This window comes from Pseudaminobacter salicylatoxidans, assembly GCF_003148475.1.
GTDB classification, from domain to species: domain Bacteria; phylum Pseudomonadota; class Alphaproteobacteria; order Rhizobiales; family Rhizobiaceae; genus Pseudaminobacter; species Pseudaminobacter salicylatoxidans.
The window spans coordinates 1-12,447 of the sequence record NZ_QGGG01000011.1 but is presented as its reverse complement, the minus strand read 5'-3'; the positions used below and the strand labels follow the sequence as shown (position 1 = coordinate 12,447).

The 12,447-nt window shown below is 63.6% G+C and carries 14 protein-coding genes; 8 read left to right on the top strand and 6 right to left on the bottom strand.

Annotation, left to right across the window (positions count from 1 at the left end):
* The first annotated feature begins 100 nt into the window (after positions 1-100).
* From fmt to truA, 3 genes are all read left to right on the top strand, one after another.
* Positions 101-1,036 (top strand): methionyl-tRNA formyltransferase, encoded by a 936-nt coding sequence (gene fmt, locus C7441_RS15365; RefSeq protein ID WP_109613645.1) that lies wholly within the window; start codon positions 101-103, stop codon positions 1,034-1,036.
* Positions 1,033-1,533: a GNAT family N-acetyltransferase gene (locus tag C7441_RS15360; protein WP_109613644.1), complete on the top strand. Its 501-nt coding sequence runs from the start codon at positions 1,033-1,035 to the stop codon at positions 1,531-1,533. The genes fmt and C7441_RS15360 overlap by 4 nt, the downstream gene beginning before the upstream one ends.
* Positions 1,534-1,783: 250 nt before the next feature.
* The gene (gene truA / locus C7441_RS15350) at positions 1,784-2,536 is read left to right on the top strand and encodes a tRNA pseudouridine(38-40) synthase TruA (RefSeq protein ID WP_109613642.1); all 753 of its coding nucleotides are present in this window, start codon (positions 1,784-1,786) and stop codon (positions 2,534-2,536) included.
* On the opposite strand, the gene C7441_RS15345 is transcribed toward truA, so the two are convergent.
* Both C7441_RS15345 and dapE read right to left on the bottom strand, forming a co-directional pair.
* Positions 2,521-3,117, bottom strand: a complete 597-nt coding sequence (locus C7441_RS15345) for a transporter (protein WP_109613641.1) — start codon at positions 3,115-3,117, stop codon at positions 2,521-2,523. The two genes, truA and C7441_RS15345, sit on opposite strands and share 16 nt — an antisense overlap.
* A 5-nt stretch (positions 3,118-3,122) precedes the next feature.
* Positions 3,123-4,316 carry a succinyl-diaminopimelate desuccinylase gene (gene dapE, locus C7441_RS15340; RefSeq protein ID WP_109613640.1) on the bottom strand — a complete coding sequence of 398 codons (1,194 nt, stop codon included), beginning with the start codon at positions 4,314-4,316 and terminating at the stop codon, positions 3,123-3,125.
* A 160-nt stretch (positions 4,317-4,476) separates the two neighbouring features.
* On the opposite strand from dapE, the gene C7441_RS15335 reads away from it, so the two are divergent.
* Complete coding sequence (locus C7441_RS15335) at positions 4,477-5,178, top strand: HAD family hydrolase (protein ID WP_019172674.1); 702 nt, start codon at positions 4,477-4,479, stop codon at positions 5,176-5,178.
* Between the two features lie 13 nt (positions 5,179-5,191).
* On the opposite strand, the gene C7441_RS15330 is transcribed toward C7441_RS15335, so the two are convergent.
* Positions 5,192-5,563 carry a DUF805 domain-containing protein gene (locus tag C7441_RS15330; protein ID WP_019172675.1) on the bottom strand — a complete coding sequence of 124 codons (372 nt, stop codon included), beginning with the start codon at positions 5,561-5,563 and terminating at the stop codon, positions 5,192-5,194.
* Between the two features lie 153 nt (positions 5,564-5,716).
* Positions 5,717-6,571 carry a 2,3,4,5-tetrahydropyridine-2,6-dicarboxylate N-succinyltransferase gene (gene dapD / locus C7441_RS15325; RefSeq protein ID WP_019172676.1) on the bottom strand — a complete coding sequence of 285 codons (855 nt, stop codon included), beginning with the start codon at positions 6,569-6,571 and terminating at the stop codon, positions 5,717-5,719.
* Between the two features lie 145 nt (positions 6,572-6,716).
* Here dapD and C7441_RS15320 point away from each other — a divergent pair, with 145 nt between their 5' ends.
* The 3 genes from C7441_RS15320 to C7441_RS15310 all read left to right on the top strand — a co-directional run bounded on the left by C7441_RS15320 (position 6,717) and on the right by C7441_RS15310 (position 9,117).
* On the top strand, positions 6,717-7,556 hold the full coding sequence (locus C7441_RS15320) for an LOG family protein (protein WP_019172677.1): 840 nt from the start codon (positions 6,717-6,719) through the stop codon (positions 7,554-7,556).
* Between the two features lie 94 nt (positions 7,557-7,650).
* Positions 7,651-8,067, top strand: a complete 417-nt coding sequence (locus tag C7441_RS15315; protein WP_109613639.1) for a hypothetical protein — start codon at positions 7,651-7,653, stop codon at positions 8,065-8,067.
* 63 nt (positions 8,068-8,130) lie between these two features.
* Positions 8,131-9,117 carry a copper chaperone PCu(A)C domain-containing protein gene (locus tag C7441_RS15310; RefSeq protein ID WP_109613638.1) on the top strand — a complete coding sequence of 329 codons (987 nt, stop codon included), beginning with the start codon at positions 8,131-8,133 and terminating at the stop codon, positions 9,115-9,117.
* A gap of 56 nt (positions 9,118-9,173) precedes the next feature.
* Here the strand turns inward: C7441_RS15310 and C7441_RS15305 are convergent, their stop codons facing one another.
* Both C7441_RS15305 and C7441_RS15300 read right to left on the bottom strand, forming a co-directional pair.
* Positions 9,174-10,319 carry a GGDEF domain-containing protein gene (locus C7441_RS15305; RefSeq protein WP_146201504.1) on the bottom strand — a complete coding sequence of 382 codons (1,146 nt, stop codon included), beginning with the start codon at positions 10,317-10,319 and terminating at the stop codon, positions 9,174-9,176.
* A 181-nt stretch (positions 10,320-10,500) separates the two neighbouring features.
* Positions 10,501-11,208 carry a pyrimidine 5'-nucleotidase gene (locus tag C7441_RS15300; protein ID WP_019172680.1) on the bottom strand — a complete coding sequence of 236 codons (708 nt, stop codon included), beginning with the start codon at positions 11,206-11,208 and terminating at the stop codon, positions 10,501-10,503.
* 172 nt (positions 11,209-11,380) lie between these two features.
* Here C7441_RS15300 and C7441_RS15295 point away from each other — a divergent pair, with 172 nt between their 5' ends.
* Positions 11,381-12,139, top strand: coding sequence for a GGDEF domain-containing protein (locus C7441_RS15295; protein WP_109613636.1), 759 nt, complete (start codon positions 11,381-11,383; stop codon positions 12,137-12,139).
* The last annotated feature ends 308 nt before the right edge of the window (positions 12,140-12,447 follow it).

Sequence of the window (12,447 nt, the reverse complement as noted above, 5' to 3'; positions counted from 1 at the left end):
AATCCAGCGGGCTTGACCTGAGGCTCGCAAACCCGTTTGAAGCGGGTGGATAATCGGCGCGTGGCGATGCGCGCCGGCAAACAGCCGGATTGGGACAAAAATGCCGCTTCGCGTCATCTTCATGGGTACGCCGGATTTTTCCGTGCCGACGCTCGCCGCAATCGCAGCGGCGGGACATGAAGTTGTGTGCGTCTATACCCAGCCGCCGCGCCCGGCTGGGCGCCGAGGGCTGGAGCTGACACCCTCACCGGTGCAGCGCGAGGCCGAAAGGCTTGGCATCGAGGTGCGCACGCCTTTGTCGCTGAAGGGCGAGGCCGAGCAGGAAGCATTCCGCGCACTCGGTGCCGATGTCGCCGTTGTGGTGGCCTATGGGCTGCTTTTGCCCAGGGCAATCCTCGAAGGCACACGGCTCGGATGCTACAACGGCCACGCCTCGCTGCTGCCGCGCTGGCGCGGCGCTGCCCCCATTCAGCGCGCCATCATGGCCGGCGACAGCAAGACCGGCATGATGGTCATGAAGATGGATGTCGGGCTCGACACCGGCCCGGTGGCGCTCACGGCGAAGGTTGAGATCGGCCCTGACATGACGGCGGACGAACTGCACGACCTGCTGATGCGGGAAGGCGCGGGCCTCATGGTCGAGGCGCTGGCGAAGCTGGAGCAGGGCAACCTGTCATTGACGGCGCAGCCCGAAGACGGCGTGGTCTATGCGAAAAAAATCGACAAGGCCGAAACCCGCATTGACTGGGCAAAGCCGGCGGCCGACGTGCACAACCACATTCGCGGCCTGTCGCCGTTTCCCGGCGCCTGGTGCGAGGTGACGATCGGCGGCAAGGTCGAGCGGCTGAAGGTGCTGCGCTCGACGTTGGGCGAAGGAGCTGGCTCGCCGGGGGCGGTGCTCGACGGAAATCTCATGGTCGCCTGTGGAGAAGGTGCCGTGCGCCTTCTGGAAGTGCAGCGCGCCGGCGGTAAAATCATTTCAGCGGAGGAGTTTTTACGCGGGGCCAAGCTCGACAAGGGAGGAACGCTGTCATGAGCACGGTAGCCGTAAGACAGGCGACGCAAGAGGATCGCAAGGCGATTTTTCTGGTCGAGGAACGCGCCTTCGGGCGAAAGCACGAGGCCGACCTGGTCGAGCGCGTGGTGGCGGATGGCGAGCACCTCCTGGAACTGGTCGCCGAAAGGGACGGCCGCGTCGTCGGGCATGTGCTGTTCTCACGGTTGCTGGTCGATCCGGATGGCACTCCTTTCGACGCGGTGTCGCTGGCGCCGCTTGCGGTCGACCCCGATTATCAGGGGCAGGGCGTAGGCAGCGCGCTGGTGCGGCACGGCCATGAGGTTTTGCAGGCGCGCGGCGAGAAGCTGTCCATCGTGGTGGGCGACCCGGCCTATTACGGTCGCTTCGGCTATGCCCGCGCCGGCGCCGAGAAATTCACGAGCGACTATCAGGGCGACGCCATGCAGGCACTTTACTGGGGCGAGGCCCCGACCAGTGGGCAGCTTGCCCATCCCCGCGCCTTCGCAGGCTGGTGAGTATGATCGAACTGGCGCCGGAAACGGCGATGAGATGCCAGGAAAAGCGCGAAGGTCGATGGGGTGCCATCGGCCGGGCGGTTCGACGCCGGGGATCGAAGCCGTTTCGGCGTCCTTGGGATGTGGCCCATTTGGCCGGCAACTTCGTTGCGAAGGGCTTGAAAGCCTTCAGGCTTCCTGCGCCTTCGCTCCTCGTATCCGGCCAGATGGCCTCACACCATTCCGACCAGATTGACAGGTCCTGACCCCAGTGCCGCGCTACCGCCTCGACATCGAATATGACGGAACCGCCTATGCCGGCTGGCAGCGCCAGGATGGCCCGGCGACCGTGCAGGGCGCCATCGAGCAGGCCATCAAGGGGTTTTGCGGCCAGCAGGTGACGCTGCGCGGTGCCGGCCGCACCGATGCCGGCGTTCATGCCACGGGGCAGGTCGCCCATGTCGACCTGGAAAAGAGCTGGCGCGACGACACGGTGCGCGATGCGCTGAACGCGCATCTGCAAATGGCCAGGGAAGCAGTGTCGATCCTTGGCGCGCGGATGGTGCCGGATGATTTCGACGCCCGCTTCTCGGCCACAGGAAGGCGATATCTCTATCGCATCCTCAATCGCCGCGCGCCGGCCGCACTGGGGGCAAACCGCGTCTGGCTGGTGCAGAAATCGCTCGATGCCGATGCCATGCAGGAGGCGGCGCAGGTTCTGGTCGGTCGGCACGACTTCACCACCTTCCGCTCGCAGCAATGCCAGGCGGCAAGCCCCGTGCGCACGCTCGACCGCTTCGATGTGGTCCGCAACGGCGAGTTCATCGAAATCCACGCCGCCGCGCGCTCCTTCCTGCACAATCAGGTGCGTTCGATGGTCGGCACCATAAAGCAGGTGGGCGAGGGCGGCTGGACGGCGGACGACGTGAAGGCCGCTCTGGAGGCGAAAGACCGCGCTGCCTGCGGCGTGGTTGCGCCGCCGCAAGGGCTCTATCTGGTGAACGTGGATTATCCCGATCCGTAGATGCCGAAAATCGATTCCAGCACCAGCAGGACGATGATCGACGCCATGAACATGCCGGCAAAGACGGCGCTGCCCATTGCCGGACCACGCGCGATCACGGTGTTGGTGAGCCGCCATGTCAGCACCATCGAGAGGGCGAACAGGGCAATCGAGGCGAGCACGAATATGCTGGAGGTCGAGGCGACCACCAGTCTCAGCAGTGCAACTGGCAGCAGCAGCCAGGCGAGTATGACCGAGGCCCAGTTGATGGCCACGACATAGTGCACGAAGCGGTCGCGGATCCCGGCAATCGGCGCTGCGACCGCAAGGGCGGCCAGCGGCAGCACCCAGGCGCCGAGATCGACGATGGCCAGCCGCAGCAGATAGGAAAACCGGCTGGCGGTCGCGGCCGGGTCGTCGCCAAGTTCGTTGGCGGAGCCCACCCAGCCCACGATGAGCGGCGGCAGGGCCACCACGATGGCGAAGAACGAGTTCCAGAATCCATCCGCCGAGATGTCGAGCAGCGCAAGCCCGTCGCGCTTGCCCGTCATCAATCGCCAGGCGCCGACAAGATAGCGTTGTATGTCGTCGACGGGTGGCATTCTTCTCAGCCTCGTTCGAACCAGTCCCGGATGAACCGGCCGTAGATATCGGTCAGTGTTTCCAGATCGGCAACTGCCACGCGCTCGTCCACCATATGCATGGTCTGGCCGACGAGCCCGAACTCGACCACCGGGCAGTGGTCCTTGATGAAGCGCGCATCCGATGTGCCCCCCGAGGTGGACAAAGCGGGCCTGCGCCCGATCACGGCCTCGACCGAGGAACTCAGCGTTTCGATCAGCTTTTCGTCGCGGGTGAGGAAGACATGGCTCGGCCGGTCGCGCCAGACAAGCTCGAACTCGATCGGCTCCCTGCGGCCCTTGCGGTATTTCTTGCGGCGGGCGGCAACATCCAGCCGGTTGTGGACTTCCGCCTGCAATGTCTCGTCGGTCCACGTGTCGTTGAAACGGATGTTGAAACTGGCGGTCGCCTTCGCCGGAATGACATTGGTGGCGGGATTGCCGACATCGATGGAGGTGATTTCGAGATTGGTCGGCTGGAAATCCTTCGTGCCCTTGTCGAAATCCGGAACCAGCAGCGCGTCCACCAGCGTCATCAGCCCGCGCACCGGATTGTCGGCCAGATGCGGATAGGCGGCGTGACCCTGGCGGCCGTTCACGATGACCGTGCCCGAGATCGAGCCGCGACGGCCGATCTTGATCATGTCGCCGAGCTTTTCGGGATTGGTCGGCTCGCCCACGATCGAGGCGTCCCACTTTTCGCCTTTGCCGGCGGCCCAGTCGAGCAGCTTGGTGGTGCCGTTGATGGCCGGGCCTTCCTCGTCGCCCGTGATCAGCAGCGAAACCGAGCCCTTCGGATTGCCGTGGGCCTCGATATGGCGGGCAAGGGCGGCCACGAAGCAGGCGATGCCGCCTTTCATGTCCACCGCCCCCCGGCCATACATTTCGCCATTGTCGATCGCGGCGGAAAAGGGCGGGTGCTTCCAAGCCGCCTCGTCGCCCACCGGCACCACGTCGGTGTGCCCGGCAAACATCAGGTGCGGCCCGTTGCCGGACAGGCGGGCATAGAGGTTTTCAATATCCGGCGTGCCGTCCTCGGAAAACACCGGCCGCTCCACGGCGAAGCCGAGCGGCTTCAGCATGGCGTCGAGCGCCGCCAGCGCGCCGCCTTCGGCGGGCGTCACGGAAGGGCAGCGGATCAGGGCGGCGAGATTTTCGGCGGGGTCTTTTGGCAGCATCATGACAATGACCGATAGTCGAAAGAAATGCGCCTGTCACGGGAGATTGCGTTCTCGCCACGGCACCCGCTGCGGGCGAACTGGCCTCGACCAAATTCTTGTCGCGGCGGCTTTTCTTTTTGGAGCGGTTGGATGCATTGTCACTGCCGATCCAAGGTGCACCATGGCAAACCTCACCACCATCGGCTTCGATGCCGACGACACGCTCTGGCAGAACGAGCAGTTCTTCCGCCAGACGGAAAAGCGCTTTGCCGCGCTTCTGGCCGCGCATGTCGAGGGCCATGATATCGAGGCCAGGCTGCTGGAGGCGGAAAAGCGCAACCTTGCCGTCTACGGCTTCGGCATCAAGGGCTTTACCCTTTCGATGATCGAGACGGCGCTGGAACTCGGCGGCGGCAGGATACCGCCCGAAGTGATTCGCGAAATCCTCGATGCCGGCCGCGAAATGCTCAGCCACCCGGTGGAGACGCTGCCGCATGTGCGTGAGACGCTGGAACGACTGGCCGGCGACTATCGCCTCGTGCTCATCACCAAGGGTGACCTGTTCGATCAGGAACGCAAGCTGGCGCAATCGGGGCTGGGAGAATTGTTCGATGCCGTCGAGATCGTCAGCGACAAGACGGCCGATACCTATCAACGCATCTTCAGCCGCCACGGCGACGGGCCGGAGCACAGCATGATGGTCGGCAATTCACTGAAATCGGACGTTGTGCCGGCCATTCAGGCGGGGAGCTGGGGCGTCTATATCCCGCACGAGCTGACCTGGGTGCTGGAGCATGTCGAGGAGCCGGCCGGTGCGCCGCGCTTCCGCCGGCTGGACCATCTGGGGGAACTGGAGAGGCTTTTGCGAGAGCTTCCACGCTGAGCGGAATTCCGCGCTACGGCAGCGAGTCGGCCTTCTCGCCATACTGGTTTCGGCCTTCGTTGCCCGGAAACAGGCAAAACACGACGAAGGCGACCAGCGAGACAACGGGGATGAACAGGGCAATCGCCATCAGCCCCGATTTGCCCATGTCATGCAGCCGCTTCACGCTGGTGGCCACATGCACCCACAGAAAGACGATGAAGGTCAGGCCGAACACGGTCGACCACACATCCGAAGCCGTGGTGCCGGGCGCAAACCGCATGTGCTGGTAGAGCGGAAACGACACCACCACCAGCATGAGCAGGAAGGCCAGCACATAGACCGCGCGGCCAATGCGGCCGGAAAAGCGGAAGAACAGCCAGATCAGTGTATTCTTGTCAGCCAAATGCCGTATGTCCCCGTTGCTGCCTGGAGCGTGCTTCCCGAAAAGCGGTCTCCGATTTTCGGAAAAAGGTCATGCTCGGGCAATGAGTCAGAGCGCGTTGACGATTCGAGGAAAAGTCAGCGCGCCCTAAGGTGGGAGCGATCCCCCGAAACATCAATCCCGCAGCAGCTCGTTGATCGAGGTCTTGGAGCGGGTCTGGGCGTCCACGCGCTTGACGATGACGGCGCAATAGAGATGCGGGCCGGGCTCGCCGTTGGGCAGCGGCTTGCCGGGCAGAGAGCCGGCCACCACGACGGAGTTGGAGGGCACTTCGCCATAGAAGATTTCGCCCGTCGAGCGGTCCACGATCTTGGTGGACTTGCCGATGAACACACCCATGCCCAGCACCGCGCCTTCACGCACGATGCAGCCCTCGACCACTTCCGAGCGCGCGCCGATGAAGCAATTGTCCTCGATGATGGTCGGGCCGGCCTGCAGCGGCTCCAGCACGCCGCCGATGCCGACGCCGCCCGACAGGTGCACGTTCTTGCCGATCTGTGCGCAGGAGCCGACCGTCGCCCAGGTGTCGACCATGGTGCCTTCGCCGACATAGGCGCCCAGATTGACGAAGGACGGCATCAGCACCGCTCCAGGCGCGACATAGGCCGAGCGGCGCACCACGCAATTGGGCACGGCGCGGAAGCCGGCATTCTCGAAATCCAGCGCGCTCCAGCCCGAGAACTTCGAGGGAACCTTGTCCCACCACACCGAATCGCCGGGGCCGCCCTTGACGATTTCCATAGGGTTGATGCGGAAGGACAGAAGCACGGCCTTTTTCAGCCACTGGTTCACCTTCCAGTTACCGTCGCCCTGGCGCTCGGCGACGCGGACCGTGCCGCGGTCGAGCAGGTCGAGCGAGGCTTCGATCGCCTCGCGTACCTCGCCGCGCGTGGAGACGCTGATCGCCTCGCGCTCCTCGAACGCCTTTTCAATGGTGGCTTCGAGGGTGGCCAGATCGGACTTGGACATGAAAAAGCTCCGTTGCATGTGCTGTTAAGGCGCGCGCCATATACTGTTTTAAAGATCGCGCGGACCCTATGTCAGGGCTAAGAAGGGGTCAATCACGACTGCGCCGGCAAACGGCGCGCAAAGGGCAGAATCGGATAGGAAAAACATGAATCCCATGGAAAAGGGCGGCTGGACGCCGCTGCCTCATTCGAGTGAGGATCTGGTCAGGGCCAAGGCGGTGCCGGATACGCCGCAGACGCGCGCCCCGACCTATCGGTTGGCATGGGACGACGAGGACTTCATGACCCGGCGCGAACTGCGCGCCGTGCGCCTGCAGCTCGAATTGCTGAAGCCGGAAATGACCCTGGCCGAACGCGGCATTCGCTCCACCGTCATCCTGTTCGGCGGCGCGCGTATTCCCGAGCCAGGCGGCCAGGCATGGGCCGCCAAGGACGAAACGCAGAAGCGCAATCTCGAGAAGAACAGCAAATATTACGACGAGGCGCGCAAGTTCGCGCGGCTGTGCTCGCAGCAGTCGGCGCTGTCCTATCACCGCGAATATGTGGTGGTGACGGGCGGCGGTCCCGGTGTCATGGAAGCAGGCAACCGTGGCGCTGCCGATGTCGGTGCACCCTCCATCGGCCTCAACATCGTGCTGCCGCACGAGCAGGCGCCGAACGTCTATGTCACGCCGGAACTGTGCTTCAACTTCCACTATTTCGCCGTGCGCAAGATGCATTTCGTCATGCGTGCCAAGGCCGTGGCGGTCTTTCCCGGCGGATTCGGCACGATGGACGAGTTGTTCGAGACGCTGACGCTGATCCAGACCGGACGCATGGAGCGCGTGCCGATCATCCTGTTCGGCAAGGAGTTCTGGGAACGTGCCATCGATCTCGACTATCTGGCGGAGCAGGGCACGATCAGCCCCGGCGATCAGGACATCATTGATTTCGTCGAGACCGCCGATGAGGCCTGGGACATCGTCAAGCGCTTCTATAGCCTCTGATCGCCTTCTCGGAGAGGCTGCCGGGTATCCCGCGCGAGGATGCCGCATCCGATCCCGCTGGAAAGCCGGGCGGCATTCGGCTAGACCTTCCCGCATGGCAAGGTTGCGCAAACGATCGGGGTGGTTTGCCGCGCTTCGGCGCGACCGCCTGCTGTTTGCGATTGCCGCCTCGCTGGTGCTGCTTGCCCACCTGTTCCAGCCGCTGGCCGAAGCCAGGGCCGCAAGCCGCGCGGACGGGCTGGTCATCTGCACCATGCTGGGCATGCGCACTGTCTTGCCCGACGGCAAGCTGCCGCCGGCCGGCACCACCGACAAATGCCCGACCTGCATCGGCGGTCCCTGTGCCGGCATGGTCGCGCCGCTCAAGGTGGCGGACGTTTTCGAGAAGGCCTTCGCCGCTCCCGTTACCCTTTGCGATGCGGGAGTTTTCCCCGCTGAAATCCGGATACCACCCGATCGGCTGAGCGAGCCGCCGCCGGCGATCCGTGCGCCCCCGTCCTTCTTCTCCTGAAACATGACTGCTCCGCTCGTCCGAGCGGAGGAAAATCTGTTCTGGACGCAAAGAGGAAAAACAATGCGCCGTATTCTGTTTCCGTTTGCCGCAGCCTGCGCGCTGTCGGCTGCTTCGATCGTTGCCGCCCATGCCCATGCCACGCTCGAAAAAAGCGAGGCCGCGCCGGGCTCCTACAAGGCGGTGCTGAAAATCCCGCATGGCTGTGATGGCGGCCAGGCCACCCACACGGTGCGCCTCGAAATACCCGAAGGCTATATCGGAGCAAAACCGATGCCGAAGGCCGGCTGGGAACTCGCGGTCGAAAAGGGCGACTACGCCAAGACCTACAAGCTGCATGGCGAGGAGGTGAAATCGGGCGTCATGGTCGTGACCTGGAGCGGCGGCAACCTGCCCGACGATTTCTATGACGAGTTCGCCGTCAGCGGCACGCTGGCCGATGTCGAAGAGGGCCAGCAGTTGTTCTTCAAGGCCACGCAGGTCTGCGACAAGGGTGAAGTTGCCTGGAACGAGGAGCCGGCTGCGGGCCAGAACCCGCATTCGCTGGAACATCCCGCACCGGCCGTCACCATCCTCGCCGCCAGCGCAGGCGGCCACGACCATGCCGGTCACGGCGGGCATGAGGCCGCGCCGGTCAAGGCGGGCGATCTCGAAATCTCGGGCGCCTGGGCGCGTGCGATGCTACCCGGCCAGCCGACCGGCGGTGCGTACCTGACCATCGCCAACAAGGGCAAGGCCGCCGACAAGCTGGTCGGCGCAACCTCGCCCAATGCAGGCAAGGTGGAAGTCCACACCATGGAGGTGAAGGACGATGTCATGGTGATGCGCTCCGTCGAAGGCGGGCTGGAAATTCCGGCCGGCGAAACGGTCGAGCTGAAGCCGGGTGGCTTCCATGTCATGTTCATGGGCGTCAAGGAAGCCTTCAAGGAGGGCGCCACCGTGCCGGTCACGCTGGAGTTCGAGCATGCCGGCAAGGTCGACATGCAGGTGCCGGTCAAGGCGGCCAATGGCGGCGACGATCATTCGGGGCACGAACACTCGGACCACTGATCGCAAACCGATGTGATCTCATGGAACCGGCTGCCCATCGGCGGCCGGTTTTTTCGTCAGACCGCGTCCACCGTCTGCACCTCTTCCATGAAGGTGCGGTTGCGCCCGGCTTTCTTGGCGGCATAGAGATATTCGTCGGCACGTTCGACCGTCGCCCACAGATCGGCGCCGGCGCGAAATTCGACCACCCCGAAGGAACACGTCACCGTGTGCTGTTGCGGCAGGCCGGGAAAGACTGCGCGCTGGATGTCCTGCCGCAACCGCTCGGCGAACTGATAGGCGCGCATGGGTGGCGTACCTTTCAGCACCACCACGAATTCCTCGCCACCGATGCGCGCGACGATGTCGTCGGCCCGCGACAGGTTGCGGATGATACGCGAAAAGCCTTCCAGCACTTCGTCGCCCACGGCATGACCATAGGTGTCGTTGATGATCTTGAAGTTGTCGATGTCGCAGGCGACGATGCTTGAAACCGACCTGTCCTGCGCCTTGCGCTGGTCGCGGTTGCGAAGCTCAAGGCCGCGTCGGTTGAGCAGGCCTGTCAGCGGATCGCTGTCGCGCTCGCCGCGCAAGGCGGTGACGACGTCCACGGCGGTGATGGACATCAGCCCGAGCGCGGTTGCGGCGCCGATCAGCGACAGCGTGATCTGCACCCAGGTCCAGAAGGTCGTGGCGCCGAAGGCGGTCGGGTCCCCGTCGGTGAACACGCTCATGGTCAGGATCGTGCGCGGGAAGAAATGAAGACCCACAACCATGATAAGCCAGAACAGGGCGCGGTCCGTGACCTGTCCGTGGCGCAGGAACCGTGCCTGCCAGGCGATGGCGAGCAGCAGCGCGGCAAGGCCGAAATTGAGGATATAGACACGTATGACCAGGCTGCGGTCTATGTAGAAGAAGTAGAAGATGCCGGCGACGATGAACCCGATGATAACCGCCGGCACCGGCAGGGCGATGCGGTGTCCGGAGCGCCGCAACACGCCTTCGCCGAGCAGCAGCACGCCAAGGCAATAGAGGGTCGCTGATATCATCGTGTTGTGGCCGATATCGCGCGGCCAGAAGGCGATCTGTCCCAGCGCCGCCAGGCCGATGCAGAGATAGGCGCCGGCGAAGAACAGGAGATAGCGGCGGACACGTTCCAGCGCCCACGCGCCGGCAAAGCTCAGCGAAAACAGCAGCAGCAATGCCGGGGGCACGAATTTCACGATCGAAAACCAAACTGTCTTGCACCGGACAATCGAGGGTTGGTGGCCCGGCTTCTAACGGGTTGTGACGATGCGCCATGCGAAGGCGCACATGCGCCTTATCAACTTTTCCGTGCAATGTAACGCGGTTTGGTGCACCAGCCGATAAATTGCCTGCCGCCGCGTCAGGTGCTGGCCCAGGCTATGAATGTCCCGGCGCGATCCTTTTGAGGAAATCCGCAAGATCGTCGGTGACATAGTCAACCGCATCGTCATAGGCCGGATCGCGCTCCCATATCTCGGAGAAGGTCGGCTCGAAATTGCGCGGCACCACCAGCACCGTCTGCATGCCAAGCGCCTTGGGCACGATCAGGTTGCGGGCGAGGTCCTCGAACATCACGGCGTTCGGGCCTGCCACGCGGTGCAGCGCCAGGAACTTGTCATAGGTCTCCTGCGCCGGCTTCGGCACCAGATTGGCGGCAACGATGTCGAAGATGTCATCGAACTGATCGAGAATGCCGAGCTGGCGCGCGGCGCGTTCGGCATGGCCGCGGTCGCCATTGGTGAAGATGAATTTTCGCCCCGGCAGCGTCCTGATCGCGTCGCCGAGCGCGGGGTCGGGCGACAACCAGGAATAGTCGATGTCGTGGACCTTGTTGAGGAAGTCGTCCGAATCGATGTTGTGGCGCGCGATCAGACCGGCCAGCGTCGTGCCGTATTCCTTGTAGAGTTCCTTCTGCAGCTTGCGGGCATCCTCGCGTGACAGTTGCAGCAATTCCGACACATAGGCGGTCATGCGCACGTCTATCTGCGAGAACAGATTGGTGTGGTGCGGATAAAGCGTGTTGTCGAGGTCGAACACCCAGTCGGTGACGCGGGCGAAGCGGGAAGGATCAGGAAACTCGGTCATGGGGTCCTTATGCCATGGATCGGCGAGTTTTGTACCGGCACGCCGGGGAAAATTCCGGTGCATAAAGCCGCAACGCTCCGGCGTGCAGTGGAAATGATTCAAATTTTAAGCAACAGCGAAACTGGTCCTTCAGCCGCCTGCTGTCATGGAGACGCGGCAAAGAGGAGTGGTGATGACGAGCATATTGCTGAAGGCTGCGATTGCGACCCTCGTCGCGGTCGCGGGTTCTCTTGGGACCGCCCTGACCGTGGTGCCGATGCTGGGCGGAAGCGTGGACGGAAACGCCTTCCTGATGTGCATTGTCTGCCCGCTGGTCACCGCCTTTCCGGTGAGCGCCTACACCTTCTGGCAAAGCGCCCGGCTGAAGCAGGCGCATCGCGATCTGGCACGGGCGCACGCGCAGCTTGCTGCCACCCATCGCCGGCTCGCCGAAAAGGCTTCGCGCGACTACATGACCGGCATGCTGAATCGCGAGAGCTTCTTTGCCGCGCTCGACGGTTCGCGCCGTCGCAGCGATCGCGGCGCGCTGCTCATCATCGATGCCGATCACTTCAAGAAGATAAACGACAATTTCGGCCATCTCACCGGCGATGACGCGTTGCTTGAGATCGCCGCCGCCATTTCCCGCGGCGTGCGGGCCGGCGATGTGCTGGGGCGCATTGGCGGCGAGGAGTTCGGCGCCTTCCTGATCGGTGCCAGCGAGGCGGAAGCCGCCACCGTGGCCGAGCGCATCCGCCGTGAGGTTGAGCAGATCCGGTTCAAGCCGGCGGGCACGCAGCAGGTTCCGCTCACCGTCAGCATCGGAGGTACCGTTTGCTCGTTTGGCGCCACGGTTTCCGAATTGATGCGCGCAGCCGACCGGCGTCTCTACGAAGCCAAGCAGGCCGGCCGCAACCTTGCCATCGTTTCCGGCCTGTCTCCGGCTGCTTGACGACATAGGCTCCACCCGCGCATCGAGGAACTCCACGGCACGATGCCGGTTGGCTCGACCGGTGCATCAAACTCGGGGCTTCGCCGGTTGCGCGAGGCAGCGCTGAAAGACGAGAAGGGCACCATGCTCGGTGCGCTGAAGACCATCGCGACGCTGTAGCCGGTTCACCGTACTTGCAGGACAAGGTCTGGCCGGTTGCCTGTGGGCATCTAGCATTACAGTTGCGCTTTTGATTTGAGGTGTGCTCGTCGCGCTTTGGCTTGATGTGCTCTTCGCCAGAGCGACCAGGCGATGATGTATGATGGTTC